We start from the raw sequence: 13578 nt of genomic DNA on the forward strand, positions 1-13578 counted from the left end.
TAAAAGTTTTTTAATTGAACTGGAATCCATTAAAAATAAACTTGCCCAAAAGAAAGAGTTGGAAAAGGAAGAAGTGGACAATAGTGTTCTCCTCATTACCGATTTTTGTAGAGAGCTTGGCAATGAAATAGAGAACTGCTTAAGGGCCGTCTCAAGTAAAGCATCTTAAAATATCCTTAATTTAAAGGTCCAGCGAGGCTTCCTTCTATTAAATAATTGATAGAATATTACGGTATGATTCAACTCACTTCCAAGTATTTATATTACTTGTTTAATCAATTTTACTTTTAAACATAGATAGTATTTTTTATATAGTCTTAAGAAATATTATATTAATATTATTGTTATTTGAAAATAACTTAAACAAAACAATATTAAAGTTTGTTTCTTCAAAATGCTATTTTATACTAATTATTAAGCTTTAATAAATTTTTGCTAACTATACCATTTGAAGCTACTTTTTTAAGAAAAATAGATCATTTTTCCCATGGCAAGAATTTTATTAATAGAGGATGAAAAAAACATTAGAGAAAGTATAGAAGAAATTTTATCCTTAAAAGGTTATGAAGTAACTAGCGCTCAGAATGGAAAATCGGGCTATCTTAAGGCTGTTAATATCAAACCAGATCTTATTATTTGCGATATTATGATGCCAGAAATTGATGGTTACGATTTCCTAAAAATGATAAGAGAGACTAAATCTATAGCCAATTCTCCATTTATTTTTTTAACTGCACTTTCCCAAAGAGAAAACCACAGAAAGGGGATAAATCTGGGTGCAGATGATTATATAACAAAGCCCTTCAAAATTGAGGAGCTTTTGCAATCTATCGAGTCCCGGCTCTTACGGAAAAAAGAGACCGAAAAAGAAATAATTCTAAAAGAGCAAAAACGATATGCAAAAGACTTGCACGATGGTTTACAACAGGTGTTATTGGGTATAAAGTATACCGTGATAGGAATTGAAAAACAATTGGGTGATAATGATATTAAGGAGGAACTGTATTCCAAATTAAAGCAACAATTAGATGCTGCCATAGAGGAAACAAGAACTATTGCCTACAATGGTTCCCCCCTAGGAATGGTAAATAAAGGACTTTGTCAATCGATTGAATTACTTTGCAATAACCTTAATATTCAGGATTTCATTAGATTTAAATTTAGCGCCAACTTAAATTTAGATCTGGATATAAATTTAGAAAATGCGCTATTCAGATTAGTTCAGGAATGCATTAGTAATATTTTAAAGCATGCAGAAGCCTCAATTGTCACAATTTTTATTTCTCAGGAGAAGGGAAAAATTGTCCTTACTGTAAAGGACAATGGCAAAGGATCAGATAAAAATACACTTGCAAAAGGAAGAGGAATAAAGAATATGATGGCCAGGTTACAACCATTTAGAGGTGACCTTGAAATTGAAAGTAAAATAGGCATAGGAACCTCCATTTCCATTTCAGTCCCTATTTAAAGTAACACTTTTACTTTGTTAAAATAAAGTGTGTTTTGGGTATTTTACCCTATAGCTGGAAAAATGATGTTATTATGGCTAAAGGATAAAATGCCAAATTTGGTGATGAGGATTAGTTGTTAAATTGTTACTTTTCTCCTTTCAGCCTTTTCCCAAATTACTGATTGTTTCCCCTGCAGAAACCTTTTATATCCCATGAATACACACCAATTCATCATTAAAAAATAATATGGGATAAAGAATATTTTAAACTTTATTTTTTTTGCTTCTAAATGTTGCCCGATCAATCCTAATAGATAGAATAGACATTGGCCTAAAAAAAAGGCTTTGTAAATAAATACCGGATTGTAAATTATTAACCACCAGTTAAATATAAATATTATAGGAATTGATAGAGGTGCTAATGTCCATCTTAAAACTCTATGCGAAATATATTGAAATGAAAGTAATCCATACCTAAAGATGTTCAAAATTGATGAAAGTCTTAAAATTGCCTGAATACCCCCGGCTGCAATTCTGATTTTTCTTTTTGTTTCTTCTTTAATGGATGCTGATGAAGATTCTGTTGCTGTTGCTTCTGGTTCATACAAAACTCTATAACCATTTTTGGCTATTATCATTGTCATTACAAAATCTTCTATCAGTGTATCTGGTTGTACATCTTCAAAAAGTGCAGTTCTAATACAAAACAGCTCTCCTGCTGCTCCCACAACAGAATAAAGCTCAGCATCCCACTTTTTAAGTTTGGATTCATAATGCCAATAAAAACCCTCTCCAGCACCAGACGCATTATCTTCGGTAAGTTTTTCTATTCTTTTTTCCCCGGCTACTGCCCCAATTTTTTCATCTTTAAAATGCCTCACCAGATTGATGATGGCCCTTTCGTTTAGAATAGTATTAGCATCAGAAAAAACAGTGATTGGAGTATCCACATTTGGCATTACTCTGGAAACGGCAGCGATTTTACCTTCCCGACCTGGTTTATGAAAAAGCCTAATTTGAGAGTATTTTTTCACAATATCAGGAGTTCTGTCATTGGAACCATCGGTGACGAATAAAAACTTTAATTTATCCTCAGGATATTCAAGTTGTAGGGAATTATTAATCTTCTTTTCAATAAATTCTTCTTCATTATAAGCAGCTACTACCAGCGTTACTTCAGGGAGGTCATCACCTTGGTATTGGGAAACCTTCCTCTTTCCATTCCAAAATATCCTTTTCAATTTTATTAAACCAAATAAAACTAACCCATAGCCCAAATAACTATAGAAAAGTAAAAATAATGCGAACCAAAAAACATATTCCATATAAATATTTTGTTTAAAGTGAATAGATTTTTCTAGGGAAGAATAGCCTACCATTTTATGAAAAGCAGCTTAACAAATAGGGTTGTGTTTCTATTTATTCTTTTCACAAGATGATTGCCTTACTGTCTTAATTATTTTTCAGATTAGAACAAGTACTATGAAATTATAATTTTTATGAACAGGAATTTCACTGAAGAGTGGAACCAAACTTTTTGTTTTGTTTCTAATGACCAATCGGAACCTTTTCTAGTTTGAAATGCCAGAAAATTCCTCTGAAAAATGCTTTTAGATATGAAATCTCGCCTTTTACCAAATAGGTGACACTCCATTTTGGTACAGTAAGAAATATAAAAAAGAAGGCAAAAACAAGTAGGTTCCATCCTCCGAAATTTCTAATCATAAAAAGAATTCTGTTTCTGGTCTGGTAATAAGTTTTCAAAGGATTCTTATTCCCAACCGAAATTGATTCTTTGTGAAAAATCAGAGATTTAGGTTCGTACATAATTTTAAATCCGGCTCTTTTTATTTTTTCACACCAATCCATTTCTTCGTAATAAAGAAAAAAAGCTTCTGGCATTCCTCCTACTTTATCAATCACTTTTTTTGAGACCATCATGGCTGCCCCGTGCGCGTAGTGAGTATTCGTTGGTTCATTAAACTGGCCCAAATCTTTTTGCTTCTTACCAATGGTTCGGTTTCTACCAGTTATAGAATTAATTTTTGAAAAACCTGCGTATTGAATGATCTCAGGGTGAGAGAAATATTTAATTTTTGGACTTACAATTCCAACATCTGGGTTGGATTGAAGTTGGTGAATTAAGGGCTCAAAAAAATTCTCGGTAATTTCAGTATCATTATTTACAAATAATAAATATTCTCCTTTCGCTATTTTGATCCCTAAATTATTTCCACCAGCAAAACCTAAATTTTCCTCACTTGTGACCACCTTTACCCAAGGATATTTTAATAGAATTGTAGAAGTTGGGTTTTCAATTGAAGCATTATCAATAACAATAACTTCATAGTTTTTGAATGAATTTTTTTCCAATGAATCTAGGAATTCACATGTAACCTGAGTCTGATTATAATTCACAGTGATTATAGAAACTTGAGGATTTTGGTTTATTTTATTCATTGTTATTAGGTTTAATTTTTCTCACACTGCTTTTTTATTCGGTATTACACTAAGTACAGGAGTGAAAGTACTTCCTTTTTGTTCTTTTTGTATTTTGACCCAGGTACGAGCCTCAAAATCATACTTTTTAACCAGTTTAGCCGGATTTCCCACTGCTACGTGGAAGGGGGGAATTGATTTTGTTACAACACTTCCTGCTCCAATTATAGAATGTTCTCCAATTTCAACTCCAGCTGTAATACATACATTTGCTCCAATCCAACAATCATTTTTAATTGATATTGGTTTGGTCATAACTGGCTGGTCTTTGATTGGGATCAGGGGATCTTCATATCCATGATTTAATCCTGAAATCACAATATTCTGAGCAAGAATACAATTGTTTCCAATTTCCACCGGGCCAATTAAAACATTGCCAATACCTACTCTGGAATTGTTACCAATTATTAGATCGCCCACTCCATTATTTAAAGTGGAAAAATCTTCAATTACAGCATTATTGCCTAAAATGAATTTTCGGAATGGAAATAAATCCTTTCGGACACTTCTACAAATTTTCGATCTCCTACCTCTTTTGTGTACAAAAGGATTAACTAAATATTTTATAAAACTTCTAGGCTGTTTTTTCCCTTTTGGAATAATGATTCTGTGCGCTATTTTCTTTAAAAAAGGATTTCCTTTTATTATAGATTTTAGTACCATTTTGTGTTGAAATTTTATTTTTTAAGGCGATGGATATTAAGTTTTCAAACTCAAGGATTCTATTTTCCCAAGTATTAACTGAGGCTATTTTTTTTCTCGAAGCAATTTTTTTGGTGGAATCCTCTTTTATTGCCTTTCTAATGGCATCACCAAATTCTTCAGCGTTTTTAAAAGTGTAAATTTCTTTTTCATGCTCCCCGAAATCTGCAAACCGACTTGTAACTACAGGTTTACCTGCCGCCCAATATTCATTAATTTTCAGTGGGTAGATGTATTTTGTAAGATCATTACACAAAAACGGAATAATACAGACATCCGCTTCACCCAGATATTTACCTAAATCTTCATAAGGCTTTGGACCCAGGAAATGTATATTATCAATATGTTCTAATTTATGCCCTTTAAACTCCCTGTGATTTATAGGTCCGATAAAAATAAATTGTAAGTCGGGATTGATAAGTGCTGATTTACGAATTAATTCATAATCTATCCTCAGGCCAATATTTCCTGTATAAATAACCTTTTTACCTACAATATTCGATAATTCCTTTGTTGGTTTAGATGCTGCTTTATCAAATAATAGAAAGTTTGTAGCATTCCCTACATAATAGGAATTACTATTAAATGAAAGCATTTTCTGTTGTAAGGCCTTAGAAGTTGAAATGGTCATATCAAACTCTTTGGCAACCTTCACTTCTGCTTTTATACCGTGTTTAGCTATATATTTTTCACCAGCTATATTATCTACACAATGATAAATTTTGAGAGCTGCTTTTTTATTTGAATAACACCCGCTAAAAATAGGATCGAAAGAATTAATGTAAATAAATTCCTGGACTCCAAACAATTCAAAAATTGGATTAATCTGTTGCCAGATTCTTTTTTCATTTATTTTTTGAAGCCAATTAAATACAAAGCTGTTTGGCAAAATATTTAATGGAAAACCCGGTCTTGGATATATGGCAATAAAATTTTGTAAATCACTGAAAGGTCGTTCATAACATAAAGTATTATCTTTCCATATTTTCTTCCTTTTATCGATTTGGGTCTTAAATTTTTTGGAATAAACATCTTTCATGGTAAATGGATGTTCAATATAAAATACCATCCTTTTCTTTGAAAAATGTTTGGCTATTGTACAAGCTGCAGAAGAATAAGCTGCATCCCATTTTGGAAGCGCCTGAATCACAACTGGTAGCTGGTCGAAATTAGTCATATCCTTTTAATAAAAAATATTTTAGTTTATTGATAATCAATTTTTTAGCAAAAAAATTATTCAAGATAACCTGATTTGCACGACTTTTATACATCCTTAAACTTTAGCTGGTAAAACTTATCAGCTACCTTAAATTTTGGGTATAACTTTATTAAATCATACCACCAAATCAGGTGTAGCAGCATCCCCGAAATCATTACTAAGGGTTTAAAAAAGTACTTAAAATTTGATTTAAAATGTCTTAAAATGTTGATACAGAAAACTTCATAATAAATGGTTTTCCAGGGAGAAGTATTTCTATTTACTTTGTACAATTCCGGGGATTTGTGATACAATAAAAACTCACTTTCTAATATTTTCATCCTTTTTGATAATTTCAAAAATGACTCTTTTCGTGGGGGATGAAACACAGAAACTTTATCATTGAAAATGATATTTCCAATTTCTTTAAATCTCCAGGCAAAATCGGCATCTTCATTATGTGGAAAAGGAAATTCTTCATCAAACCCACCTACCTTAAGGAACAATTTCCTATCTACAATTAGATTACAAGTTGGTACAGCAGGGTGTCCTTTCTGGTTATCAATTTGATGGGTTAATGGCCTTACTTTTCTTTGGTCGGTAAAGGTTTTTCCCTGAATTCCATCAATATTAGGTTGGGAAATGGCTTCTACTGCATTTTCCAACCAGGTAGATTCAGGAATGCAGTCATCATCTGTAAATGCAATATATTTTCCTTGTGCTTGGCTGGCTCCATGATTTCGAGCTGCTGCAGGACCTTTATTTGTTTGCTCAAGATAAACTAAATTGAACATTTTTCCTTGAAATTCTTTCACGGTCTTTTGTGTATCATCTATAGATCCATCATCAACAATAATAACTTCAAATTGATGAGATAATAAGGATTGATGGAGTAAAGAATTAAGAAGCTCACACAAAAGTGAACATCTGTTATATGTGGGTACTATAACTGAAATAAGTTTATTCATATGGACACAGTTTTACTAGAAATAAATTTTTTAAGGTTGACAAATAGGATTTTATATTGGGTAGGGATTTGTTGAAAACAATTTATAAAATCAATATTCAACTCCTTTTTTAAAATTTTGCCAATCCATATAAATCCAATTAATTCGCTTAGGAAAGGAGCGATCACAGCACCATATATTCCAATATTTTTTACTAATATCACTGATAGGATAATATTGATGATGCTATTTACTACCACTACCTGAGTATTAAGGTGAGGCTTGGTAATAGCATTTACCATGCTTCCAAAGCCATTACCAAATGGAGCAAATAATCCGATAGTTACTATCATTATGACCAATAATCCAGCTGCCGGGACATATTCTGGGCCATTCAGGAAAGTAATCAGGAAATGGGAAAATAAACTAATTCCACTTACCAAAGGGATAAAAACGGCTAATAATCTGGCAATATTTCCTTCAAATAGTTGCTTCAACAAAGCGACATCTTTTGAATTTGCGATCTCACAAGCCTTCGGAAATAATAGTGACTGAATAGCCGTGTTGGGTAATAAAACCAGTTGAGTATACCGTTGCGCAACACCTAATAATGCGGTATCAGAAAAGGTAAGAAAACCAGCAGTTAAAAAAACATTAATTCTATTTGATAATGTCCCTGTTAATTCCCTTAAAATACCATGATTGCCGAAGTAAAATTGTTTTTTGAAATGTTTCCAATTAATTTTTGACTTTAAAAATTGTTTGGTATTAATCAGATATAATCCCAATAATGAAGCATTAAAACTGCATACACCCAAAATTATTACCATAAATTCCAGGGGCCAATTGAAAGTAAATAAACATCCTCCTCCCACAGAAAGGCTTATTAAAATGACTGTATTGATTTTAAATATTATTTTTACGTTTAACTGGCTACGGAAAACGGTTAATATCCATCGGTAAATAGACCAGGGAATTGCATAGATGGGATATCTCACCAGCAATTCACTAATCGAAGGGAAAAAGTCCATCATTCCAATTATCCAAATTATAGTGGATAATGCTATCTCCAAGCACATATTAATGATCAAATTACTCTTTAGGATACTATTTCTTTCTTCCTTTTCTACACCCACAGAAAATTTGACTAAAGCAGTTTGTACAAACCCTTCTCTTAGCTTTGAAAGTAATAAAAAAATAGAAGTAAATAATATCCATGTTCCTGCCTCATCGCTTGTAAACTGTCTGGTTACCAGTACAATAGTTCCAAACCCTATTGAAAGTTCAACAAGGTTATTGACTAAAGCCCAAAGAATCTTTGACGTTGGCAACATAAGTTTGAGTTAATTTAGTTTATTATAAATATTTAGTGTTTCAGTACAGGCTTTTTCCCATGTATAATTTTGAGCTTGTCTTAAACCATTCTCCCTGAGTAGGTTTAAAGCTTTAGAATCATTAATTAGCCTTTCTATTTCCGTGGCAAAGGCTTCAGGATTTGGATCTACTGTAATTGCTCCATTACCCAAAACTTCTTCCAGTGAACCTGCCTTTGATGAAAGAGCAGCAGTTCCACATGCCATTGCTTCAAGGGGTGGAAATCCAAAACCTTCATAAAGACTGGGGAATAGAAATAATTCTGCTTCTGCTAGAAATTGCCTAACTTCTTGGTCAGGAACAAAGCCAACAAATTTTACATTCTTTAATCGATATTGCTCTGCAAGTTTGGGTAAGGGTGTTAAATGGGCATTACCACTACCTATTTGTAATTGAAATTCGATGTTTCTACTTTCAAGAATTCTCGCTATTTCAATTAAGGCCTGAGCATTTTTATGATTTGTTCCAAGGCCCCCAATATAGCGTATTGTGAAAACTTTATTTCTTTTCTTTACTGCATCAGGATAAAAAAAACTGTGATTGATTCCATTATAAACCACTTCAACTTTATCGGGATTAATTCTTGTGTAGTAGACATAATCCTCTTTTGACTTTTCTGAAACTACTATAATTTTATCAGAAATACGGGTAGCATTGTTCACATGATAACGGTAATATTTCATCTCTAAATTTCCACCGGGAAACTTAAAAGGTATTGCATCGTGGGCTGTTGTAACTACAGCACCGGACTTTTTCTTCCCAGACCATCTATATGCAGTTAATGCATCTACATAATCTGCATGGAAAATTGTACTCTTAGAGCTTTTTATGGCTTTACTTAGGTAATATGGCGCTACATAATGCCTCAACCATTTAAACGATCTGTAAGGATAATTTTTAATGTAGTTGAGATCCCCTCCATCTTTCCGAAAAAGGGTTACATCTATACCTCTATTGTGAATAGCATTAGTTAATTCATCTGTATACCTACCTATACCACAATTTTTAGTTAAACATGAAATAAATGTAACCTTCATATAATTAGACTGTTCAAAATATTAATTTCAAAATAATTGTTTGTAAACCTCCATTGTTTGCGAAGCACATTTTTCCCAGGTAAAGTTCTTTACCCATTTTTTCCCTTTGGCCACTAACCTTTCTCTTTGTTCTTCCTGGTCAATTAGAAGGGAAATTTTACTAACTATATCAAAAACATCATACTCAATTTGACAAGCTCCACCCAAACTCACTTCACCTAAAGAACCTCCATTTGTAGAACATACAGGAACTCCACAGGCCATAGCTTCCAAAGGAGCAAAACCAAACCCTTCATATTCAGAGGTATATACCATTAAATCTCCGGAATTGTAAAAATTGTTCATCTCCTCATCAGGAATGAAGCCTGTAAATTTGCAATTTTTCAATTTTAATTGATTTGCCAATTGAGGGTAGGGGGTTCTTTCTGGAAATGCACCAGCAATTTTAAGTTCAAGAAAATCATACTTTTTTTCTAATTCCTTGTAGGCCTTCAATAAGAGCTCAAGGTTTTTCCGTTTCCCAAGCCCTCCTGAATATATAATGGTGAATTTTTTGGTATTTTTCCCTGGTGTTGGTTGTGGGAAATATTTCTTTGGATCTATTCCATTATAAACCACATGCACCAATTCTTCCGGATAATTAGCGTATTTCACTGTATCTTTTTTTGCGGATTCAGAAACTACAATTAAAGGAATCCTATTTCTTTTAAACCTTTCAATTGCCCAATTATAATATTTTAAATAGGTACTATTTACTTCCGAAACATGTAATAGTGAAACATCATGCATAGTAATAACTGTTGGTTTTTTCATTAGTAGCGTTAAAGCTATCCCTGAAAGAAACCAGTGAGCATGGAATAAATCAGCCGATAAATCAACAGTTTTTCTTATGAAGAATGGCAAAATATAGGGATGTAAATTTCCTATCGATTTATAGTAAATTGGTTTTATCCAGCTTTTTTTATGAAAAGACTCATCAAGATGCCCTTTTTTATATGGCTTGAAAAGATTAGTATTGGGATACTTTTCCATTGTGTGTCTTGTTATTTCCTTGCTGTAATTCCCAATTCCCGAAAGAAAATGTTGGCAAGTCACCATCGCTATTTTACTGTCTTCTCGCATAATTCCTTTTGTTCATTTAGATCTAATTCAATTGCCCTAAATAAAATGGCTAATTGTACCCAGAATAGAAGGTTGGATGGAAGTTTTCCAACTATATCCTGAGCACTTTCAATTACAATAAGAGGTACAATCGAGACAAATATTGACAAGGCAATTGTTTTCAATTCTGGGTTTTTCATTTTCCAATAGGGAAAAACTGATTTTATTAAAATATTTATCCATAGGAAAATATATATTAATAAGCCAATCCAACCCATTTCCACAGCAATTCTGACATAACCAGAATCGGGAGGAAAGTTTGCTAAAAATGTTCCTGGTGAAAATCGTTGGCCCCAAACCCCTGTTGAACCTAAGCCACCACCCATAGGATGACTTAAAATCCAGGGTGTAATCATTTCTTTATTTCTTTCTCTTACTTTATATGATTCATCTTCACTGGCATTAAAAGTGGACTGGATTCTTTTGATATGATAATTATCTGTGGGCATATTGATTATCCCAATCATGATAATACCACCAAAAATGCAAATTAAATATAATTTGACACTCCTTGATAAACCTACTATAGTCATAATTCCAATTGGCACTAAAGCTACCCCTGTTCTGGTTCCTGAGTAAACTAATGCCATGGTACAAATAATGCCAGAGGATATCATGAAAAGCTTGCTGTATTTTCCAAACCTCACCTTCACCAGCACAAAACAAAATATTAAGGTATAAGCCATAATAACTCCAAATTGTGCAGGAGAACCCATGGTCCCAAAAGACCTCCACCTTCCTTGAATGTAAACAAGGTGAACCGCATCATGACTTACGATATATTCCATCTCAAATGGAAAATAGCCAAAAATAAATTGGACTATTCCCCAAATACCAGATAAAGCAAATAATATTACTATTAAGTAAACAAGCCCTTTTATTCTGGTTATTGAATTTAAATATCCATATGCAGCAAAAAATAATAATATATACCCAACGGCAGGCCTTACAACATAGAACCAGGCAACTCTTGAGGCTGCAATGGGATTGGCAATTTCGATTAAATGCCAACACATCCATAGCAAAATAGCCCCGGTAATTGGGGTTTGAAAAGGTTTCCATTCACCTTTTTTTATGGCCCTGTATGTAATACCCAACATCATCATAAGAATGGTACTATCCATTACCAAACCAATTGGAATATTCGGTAGTAGTTTTAAGAAAACACTCATGAAGACTGCAATAATGAGCATTAATTTAATCCCAAACTCCACTTTAAAAACAGTAGAAAACAGAATAGGCCCTCCAATTACTGCTGCAGCAATTAAAATCCCAATAAACCAACCTACTTTTACTACTAGCCAACTTACCATAAATGTGAGCAAGAATAAAAATAGATACCCCCAAATTGAATTTAACTGTCTTTCAAAAACGTGTTTGTACAACCATGCTGAAACTGGATTTCCAAACAATCTGCCAGTATAATTCAATATGGAAGAGCTAGGGTTTTTCATGAATGTAACTAAACAAAATCAGAAATTTCTTAAATTCCCATTATCGTTTTAAGGTGAAAGGATAATTTTCAGTTGGCAATTGTACTTAACTTTAGGCAGCTCTTTTTTCTTCCAGAGCATTATTTTGGTTTTCAAAATTCAATTCCTCATGGGCTGTATTTACAAAATTCCCTTGATTTTTTTTGCTTATTCCGGACCTGATACTAAGTAAATTATTAAAAGTAATTTTTGGTATTGCAAATATGATTTTTCTGGCATGTGACCATGCCTTCAGATAATTCAATGATAAAATTATGGCTAAAGCAAGGAATCCAAATCCTAGGGTGAAAATTGGAATATGGGTATAAAAATTATTATAATTAACGTAATAAAAGCACTCAATCGCAGCAAATAATGGTAATAAAAACAACTGAAAACTCCTTGGGGGACGCCAGAGGGTAATTGCATAATCAATTATGCTAAATTTCCTAAATTTAAACGCTCTTAACAATAAAGGTACTGAATGGTAATAGGCATTAAAATATTGATTACCAAACCATCTTGATCGCTGTTTTTTTAAATCTTCAATTTTGCTGGTTTTTTCATCCCAGACAAATGCTTGAGGTTCATAGGTCATCTTAATAGATTTATTTTGCTTAAGAAGCTGAACCATTAAATTTTTATCCATTCCAGGTGCTCGCTTATCCAACTGATTTACGGCATCTGCAAATATTTTTTTCTCACAGCTAAATCCACTCCCACTAATTTCAATCGGCCACCCCAATTTTGTTTTACAAACTCTAAACATTAAATCATTCAAACCTTCTGAAATAGTATCATAGGCTTGTGAAATTGAAGACGATTTATAAGATCTCCTCTGTCCTTGAATTAGATTGAATCCTGCATTTATACCTGTGATATGTTTATTGAAAAATTGTTTATCGACCACGTTGTCCTTATCTAACAAAACAATATGTGAACATTCAAAGCCATTCTTTATTTCTAATTCCTCCAATCGGCCAACAATAAATTGTAAAGCATTGTGGTAGGGGTTTCCGGATAAATTTTTAAATGATTTTTCTTCAATAAAAATGTCATCCTTCTGCTCAAAGGAAGAAGGGTTTATGGTTTTATTTTCCTGTAATAAAACATAAATCCAGATTTTATGGGTCGATTCAGCTTTTTTTATTGACTCTACAACTTTTAATAAATGGGAATTGGGGTTATATGCGGGTAATATCACCCATATATCTTTTGGAGGTTTTAATTCAGTTGAATTACTCACCTTATTTTTTACCAGATAAGCAATTAGAACTGAAACAAACCAATATATGGAATAACCTAGAAAGTAAATTCCAATAGTATATAAGATTATACTTAATATCATATTTTTAACTTTTGGGTTGGTTTAACTATTCCAAAATGGTTGATTTAATCATTTTGGAAAGGAATGATCAGCTAAATTAATTAGGGTCTTATAGTTAATCTTATCGATTAGTTTAATTTTATCCCCATTACTGTCGAGCACTAAATTTTGTCCCCCACTTTCTTCTGAAAAATAAATGGTGTGTGTAAAATCGCTATCCTGAATTTGTAAATAATTTTTACTATTATGGTAGGCTACCTGGTGAACATCATTTTTCATTTGTTTACCAGAATTGTTTTTTATTGAACAGGTGTATAAAAAAGTACTTTGATCCTGATCAACCGTGATAATTTTTAAACCTCCATTGATGCTATTACTGTTCCCATTATTTTCAATCTGTGAATTCGAGAT

The 13578-nt window shown here is 32.6% G+C and carries 12 protein-coding genes; 1 reads left to right on the forward strand and 11 read right to left on the reverse strand.

All coding sequences use genetic code 11. The features are described from left to right. The first annotated feature begins 487 nt into the window (after nucleotides 1-487). Nucleotides 488-1468, forward strand: a complete 981-nt coding sequence (locus tag A3EM_RS46640) for an ATP-binding response regulator (protein ID WP_020533002.1) — start codon at nucleotides 488-490, stop codon at nucleotides 1466-1468. A 119-nt stretch (nucleotides 1469-1587) separates the two neighbouring features. Here A3EM_RS46640 and A3EM_RS0135450 read toward each other — a convergent pair whose 3' ends face one another. The 11 genes from A3EM_RS0135450 to A3EM_RS0135505 all read right to left on the reverse strand — a co-directional run. Further along, nucleotides 1588-2691, reverse strand: coding sequence for a glycosyltransferase family 2 protein (locus A3EM_RS0135450; protein WP_342663077.1), 1104 nt, complete (start codon nucleotides 2689-2691; stop codon nucleotides 1588-1590). A 307-nt stretch (nucleotides 2692-2998) separates the two neighbouring features. Next, nucleotides 2999-3910, reverse strand: coding sequence for a glycosyltransferase family 2 protein (locus A3EM_RS0135455; protein ID WP_020533004.1), 912 nt, complete (start codon nucleotides 3908-3910; stop codon nucleotides 2999-3001). A 21-nt stretch (nucleotides 3911-3931) separates the two neighbouring features. After that, on the reverse strand, nucleotides 3932-4369 hold the full coding sequence (locus A3EM_RS48420) for an acyltransferase (RefSeq protein WP_281169845.1): 438 nt from the start codon (nucleotides 4367-4369) through the stop codon (nucleotides 3932-3934). A 154-nt stretch (nucleotides 4370-4523) separates the two neighbouring features. After that, the gene (locus tag A3EM_RS0135465) at nucleotides 4524-5828 is read right to left on the reverse strand and encodes a glycosyltransferase (RefSeq protein WP_020533006.1); all 1305 of its coding nucleotides are present in this window, start codon (nucleotides 5826-5828) and stop codon (nucleotides 4524-4526) included. Nucleotides 5829-5914: 86 nt separating this feature from the next. After that, on the reverse strand, nucleotides 5915-6817 hold the full coding sequence (locus A3EM_RS0135475; protein ID WP_020533008.1) for a glycosyltransferase family 2 protein: 903 nt from the start codon (nucleotides 6815-6817) through the stop codon (nucleotides 5915-5917). Next, the gene (locus A3EM_RS0135480) at nucleotides 6814-8130 is read right to left on the reverse strand and encodes an oligosaccharide flippase family protein (RefSeq protein ID WP_020533009.1); all 1317 of its coding nucleotides are present in this window, start codon (nucleotides 8128-8130) and stop codon (nucleotides 6814-6816) included. The genes A3EM_RS0135475 and A3EM_RS0135480 overlap by 4 nt, the downstream gene beginning before the upstream one ends. Nucleotides 8131-8139: 9 nt before the next feature. After that, complete coding sequence (locus tag A3EM_RS0135485) at nucleotides 8140-9207, reverse strand: glycosyltransferase family 4 protein (RefSeq protein WP_020533010.1); 1068 nt, start codon at nucleotides 9205-9207, stop codon at nucleotides 8140-8142. A 27-nt stretch (nucleotides 9208-9234) separates the two neighbouring features. Next, entirely contained in the window at nucleotides 9235-10329 is a 1095-nt protein-coding gene (locus A3EM_RS0135490; RefSeq protein ID WP_020533011.1) for a glycosyltransferase family 4 protein, read from the reverse strand. Beyond that, complete coding sequence (locus A3EM_RS0135495; RefSeq protein ID WP_020533012.1) at nucleotides 10308-11822, reverse strand: O-antigen ligase family protein; 1515 nt, start codon at nucleotides 11820-11822, stop codon at nucleotides 10308-10310. Before A3EM_RS0135495 ends, A3EM_RS0135490 begins: the two co-directional genes overlap by 22 nt. A 91-nt stretch (nucleotides 11823-11913) precedes the next feature. Continuing rightward, complete coding sequence (locus tag A3EM_RS0135500; protein ID WP_020533013.1) at nucleotides 11914-13188, reverse strand: glycosyltransferase family 2 protein; 1275 nt, start codon at nucleotides 13186-13188, stop codon at nucleotides 11914-11916. Between the two features lie 48 nt (nucleotides 13189-13236). Next, nucleotides 13237-13578, reverse strand: a 342-nt coding sequence (locus A3EM_RS0135505; RefSeq protein ID WP_026210788.1) for a hypothetical protein, incomplete at its 5' end; no start/stop codon positions are given.

It is taken from the genome of Flexithrix dorotheae DSM 6795 (assembly GCF_000379765.1).
GTDB lineage: Bacteria > Bacteroidota > Bacteroidia > Cytophagales > Flammeovirgaceae > Flexithrix > Flexithrix dorotheae.

What these genes read in the sequence shown, in the direction of transcription:
- A3EM_RS0135495 (WP_020533012.1), bottom strand. Translation starts at nt 11,822, where the DNA reads ATGAAAAACCCTAGCTCTTCCATATTGAATTATACTGGCAGATTGTTT.
- A3EM_RS0135490 (WP_020533011.1), bottom strand. Translation starts at nt 10,329, where the DNA reads ATGCGAGAAGACAGTAAAATAGCGATGGTGACTTGCCAACATTTTCTT.
- A3EM_RS0135475 (WP_020533008.1), bottom strand. Translation starts at nt 6,817, where the DNA reads ATGAATAAACTTATTTCAGTTATAGTACCCACATATAACAGATGTTCA.
- A3EM_RS0135485 (WP_020533010.1), bottom strand. Translation starts at nt 9,207, where the DNA reads ATGAAGGTTACATTTATTTCATGTTTAACTAAAAATTGTGGTATAGGT.
- A3EM_RS0135465 (WP_020533006.1), bottom strand. Translation starts at nt 5,828, where the DNA reads ATGACTAATTTCGACCAGCTACCAGTTGTGATTCAGGCGCTTCCAAAA.
- A3EM_RS46640 (WP_020533002.1), top strand. Translation starts at nt 488, where the DNA reads ATGGCAAGAATTTTATTAATAGAGGATGAAAAAAACATTAGAGAAAGT.
- A3EM_RS0135500 (WP_020533013.1), bottom strand. Translation starts at nt 13,188, where the DNA reads ATGATATTAAGTATAATCTTATATACTATTGGAATTTACTTTCTAGGT.
- A3EM_RS0135480 (WP_020533009.1), bottom strand. Translation starts at nt 8,130, where the DNA reads ATGTTGCCAACGTCAAAGATTCTTTGGGCTTTAGTCAATAACCTTGTT.
- A3EM_RS0135455 (WP_020533004.1), bottom strand. Translation starts at nt 3,910, where the DNA reads ATGAATAAAATAAACCAAAATCCTCAAGTTTCTATAATCACTGTGAAT.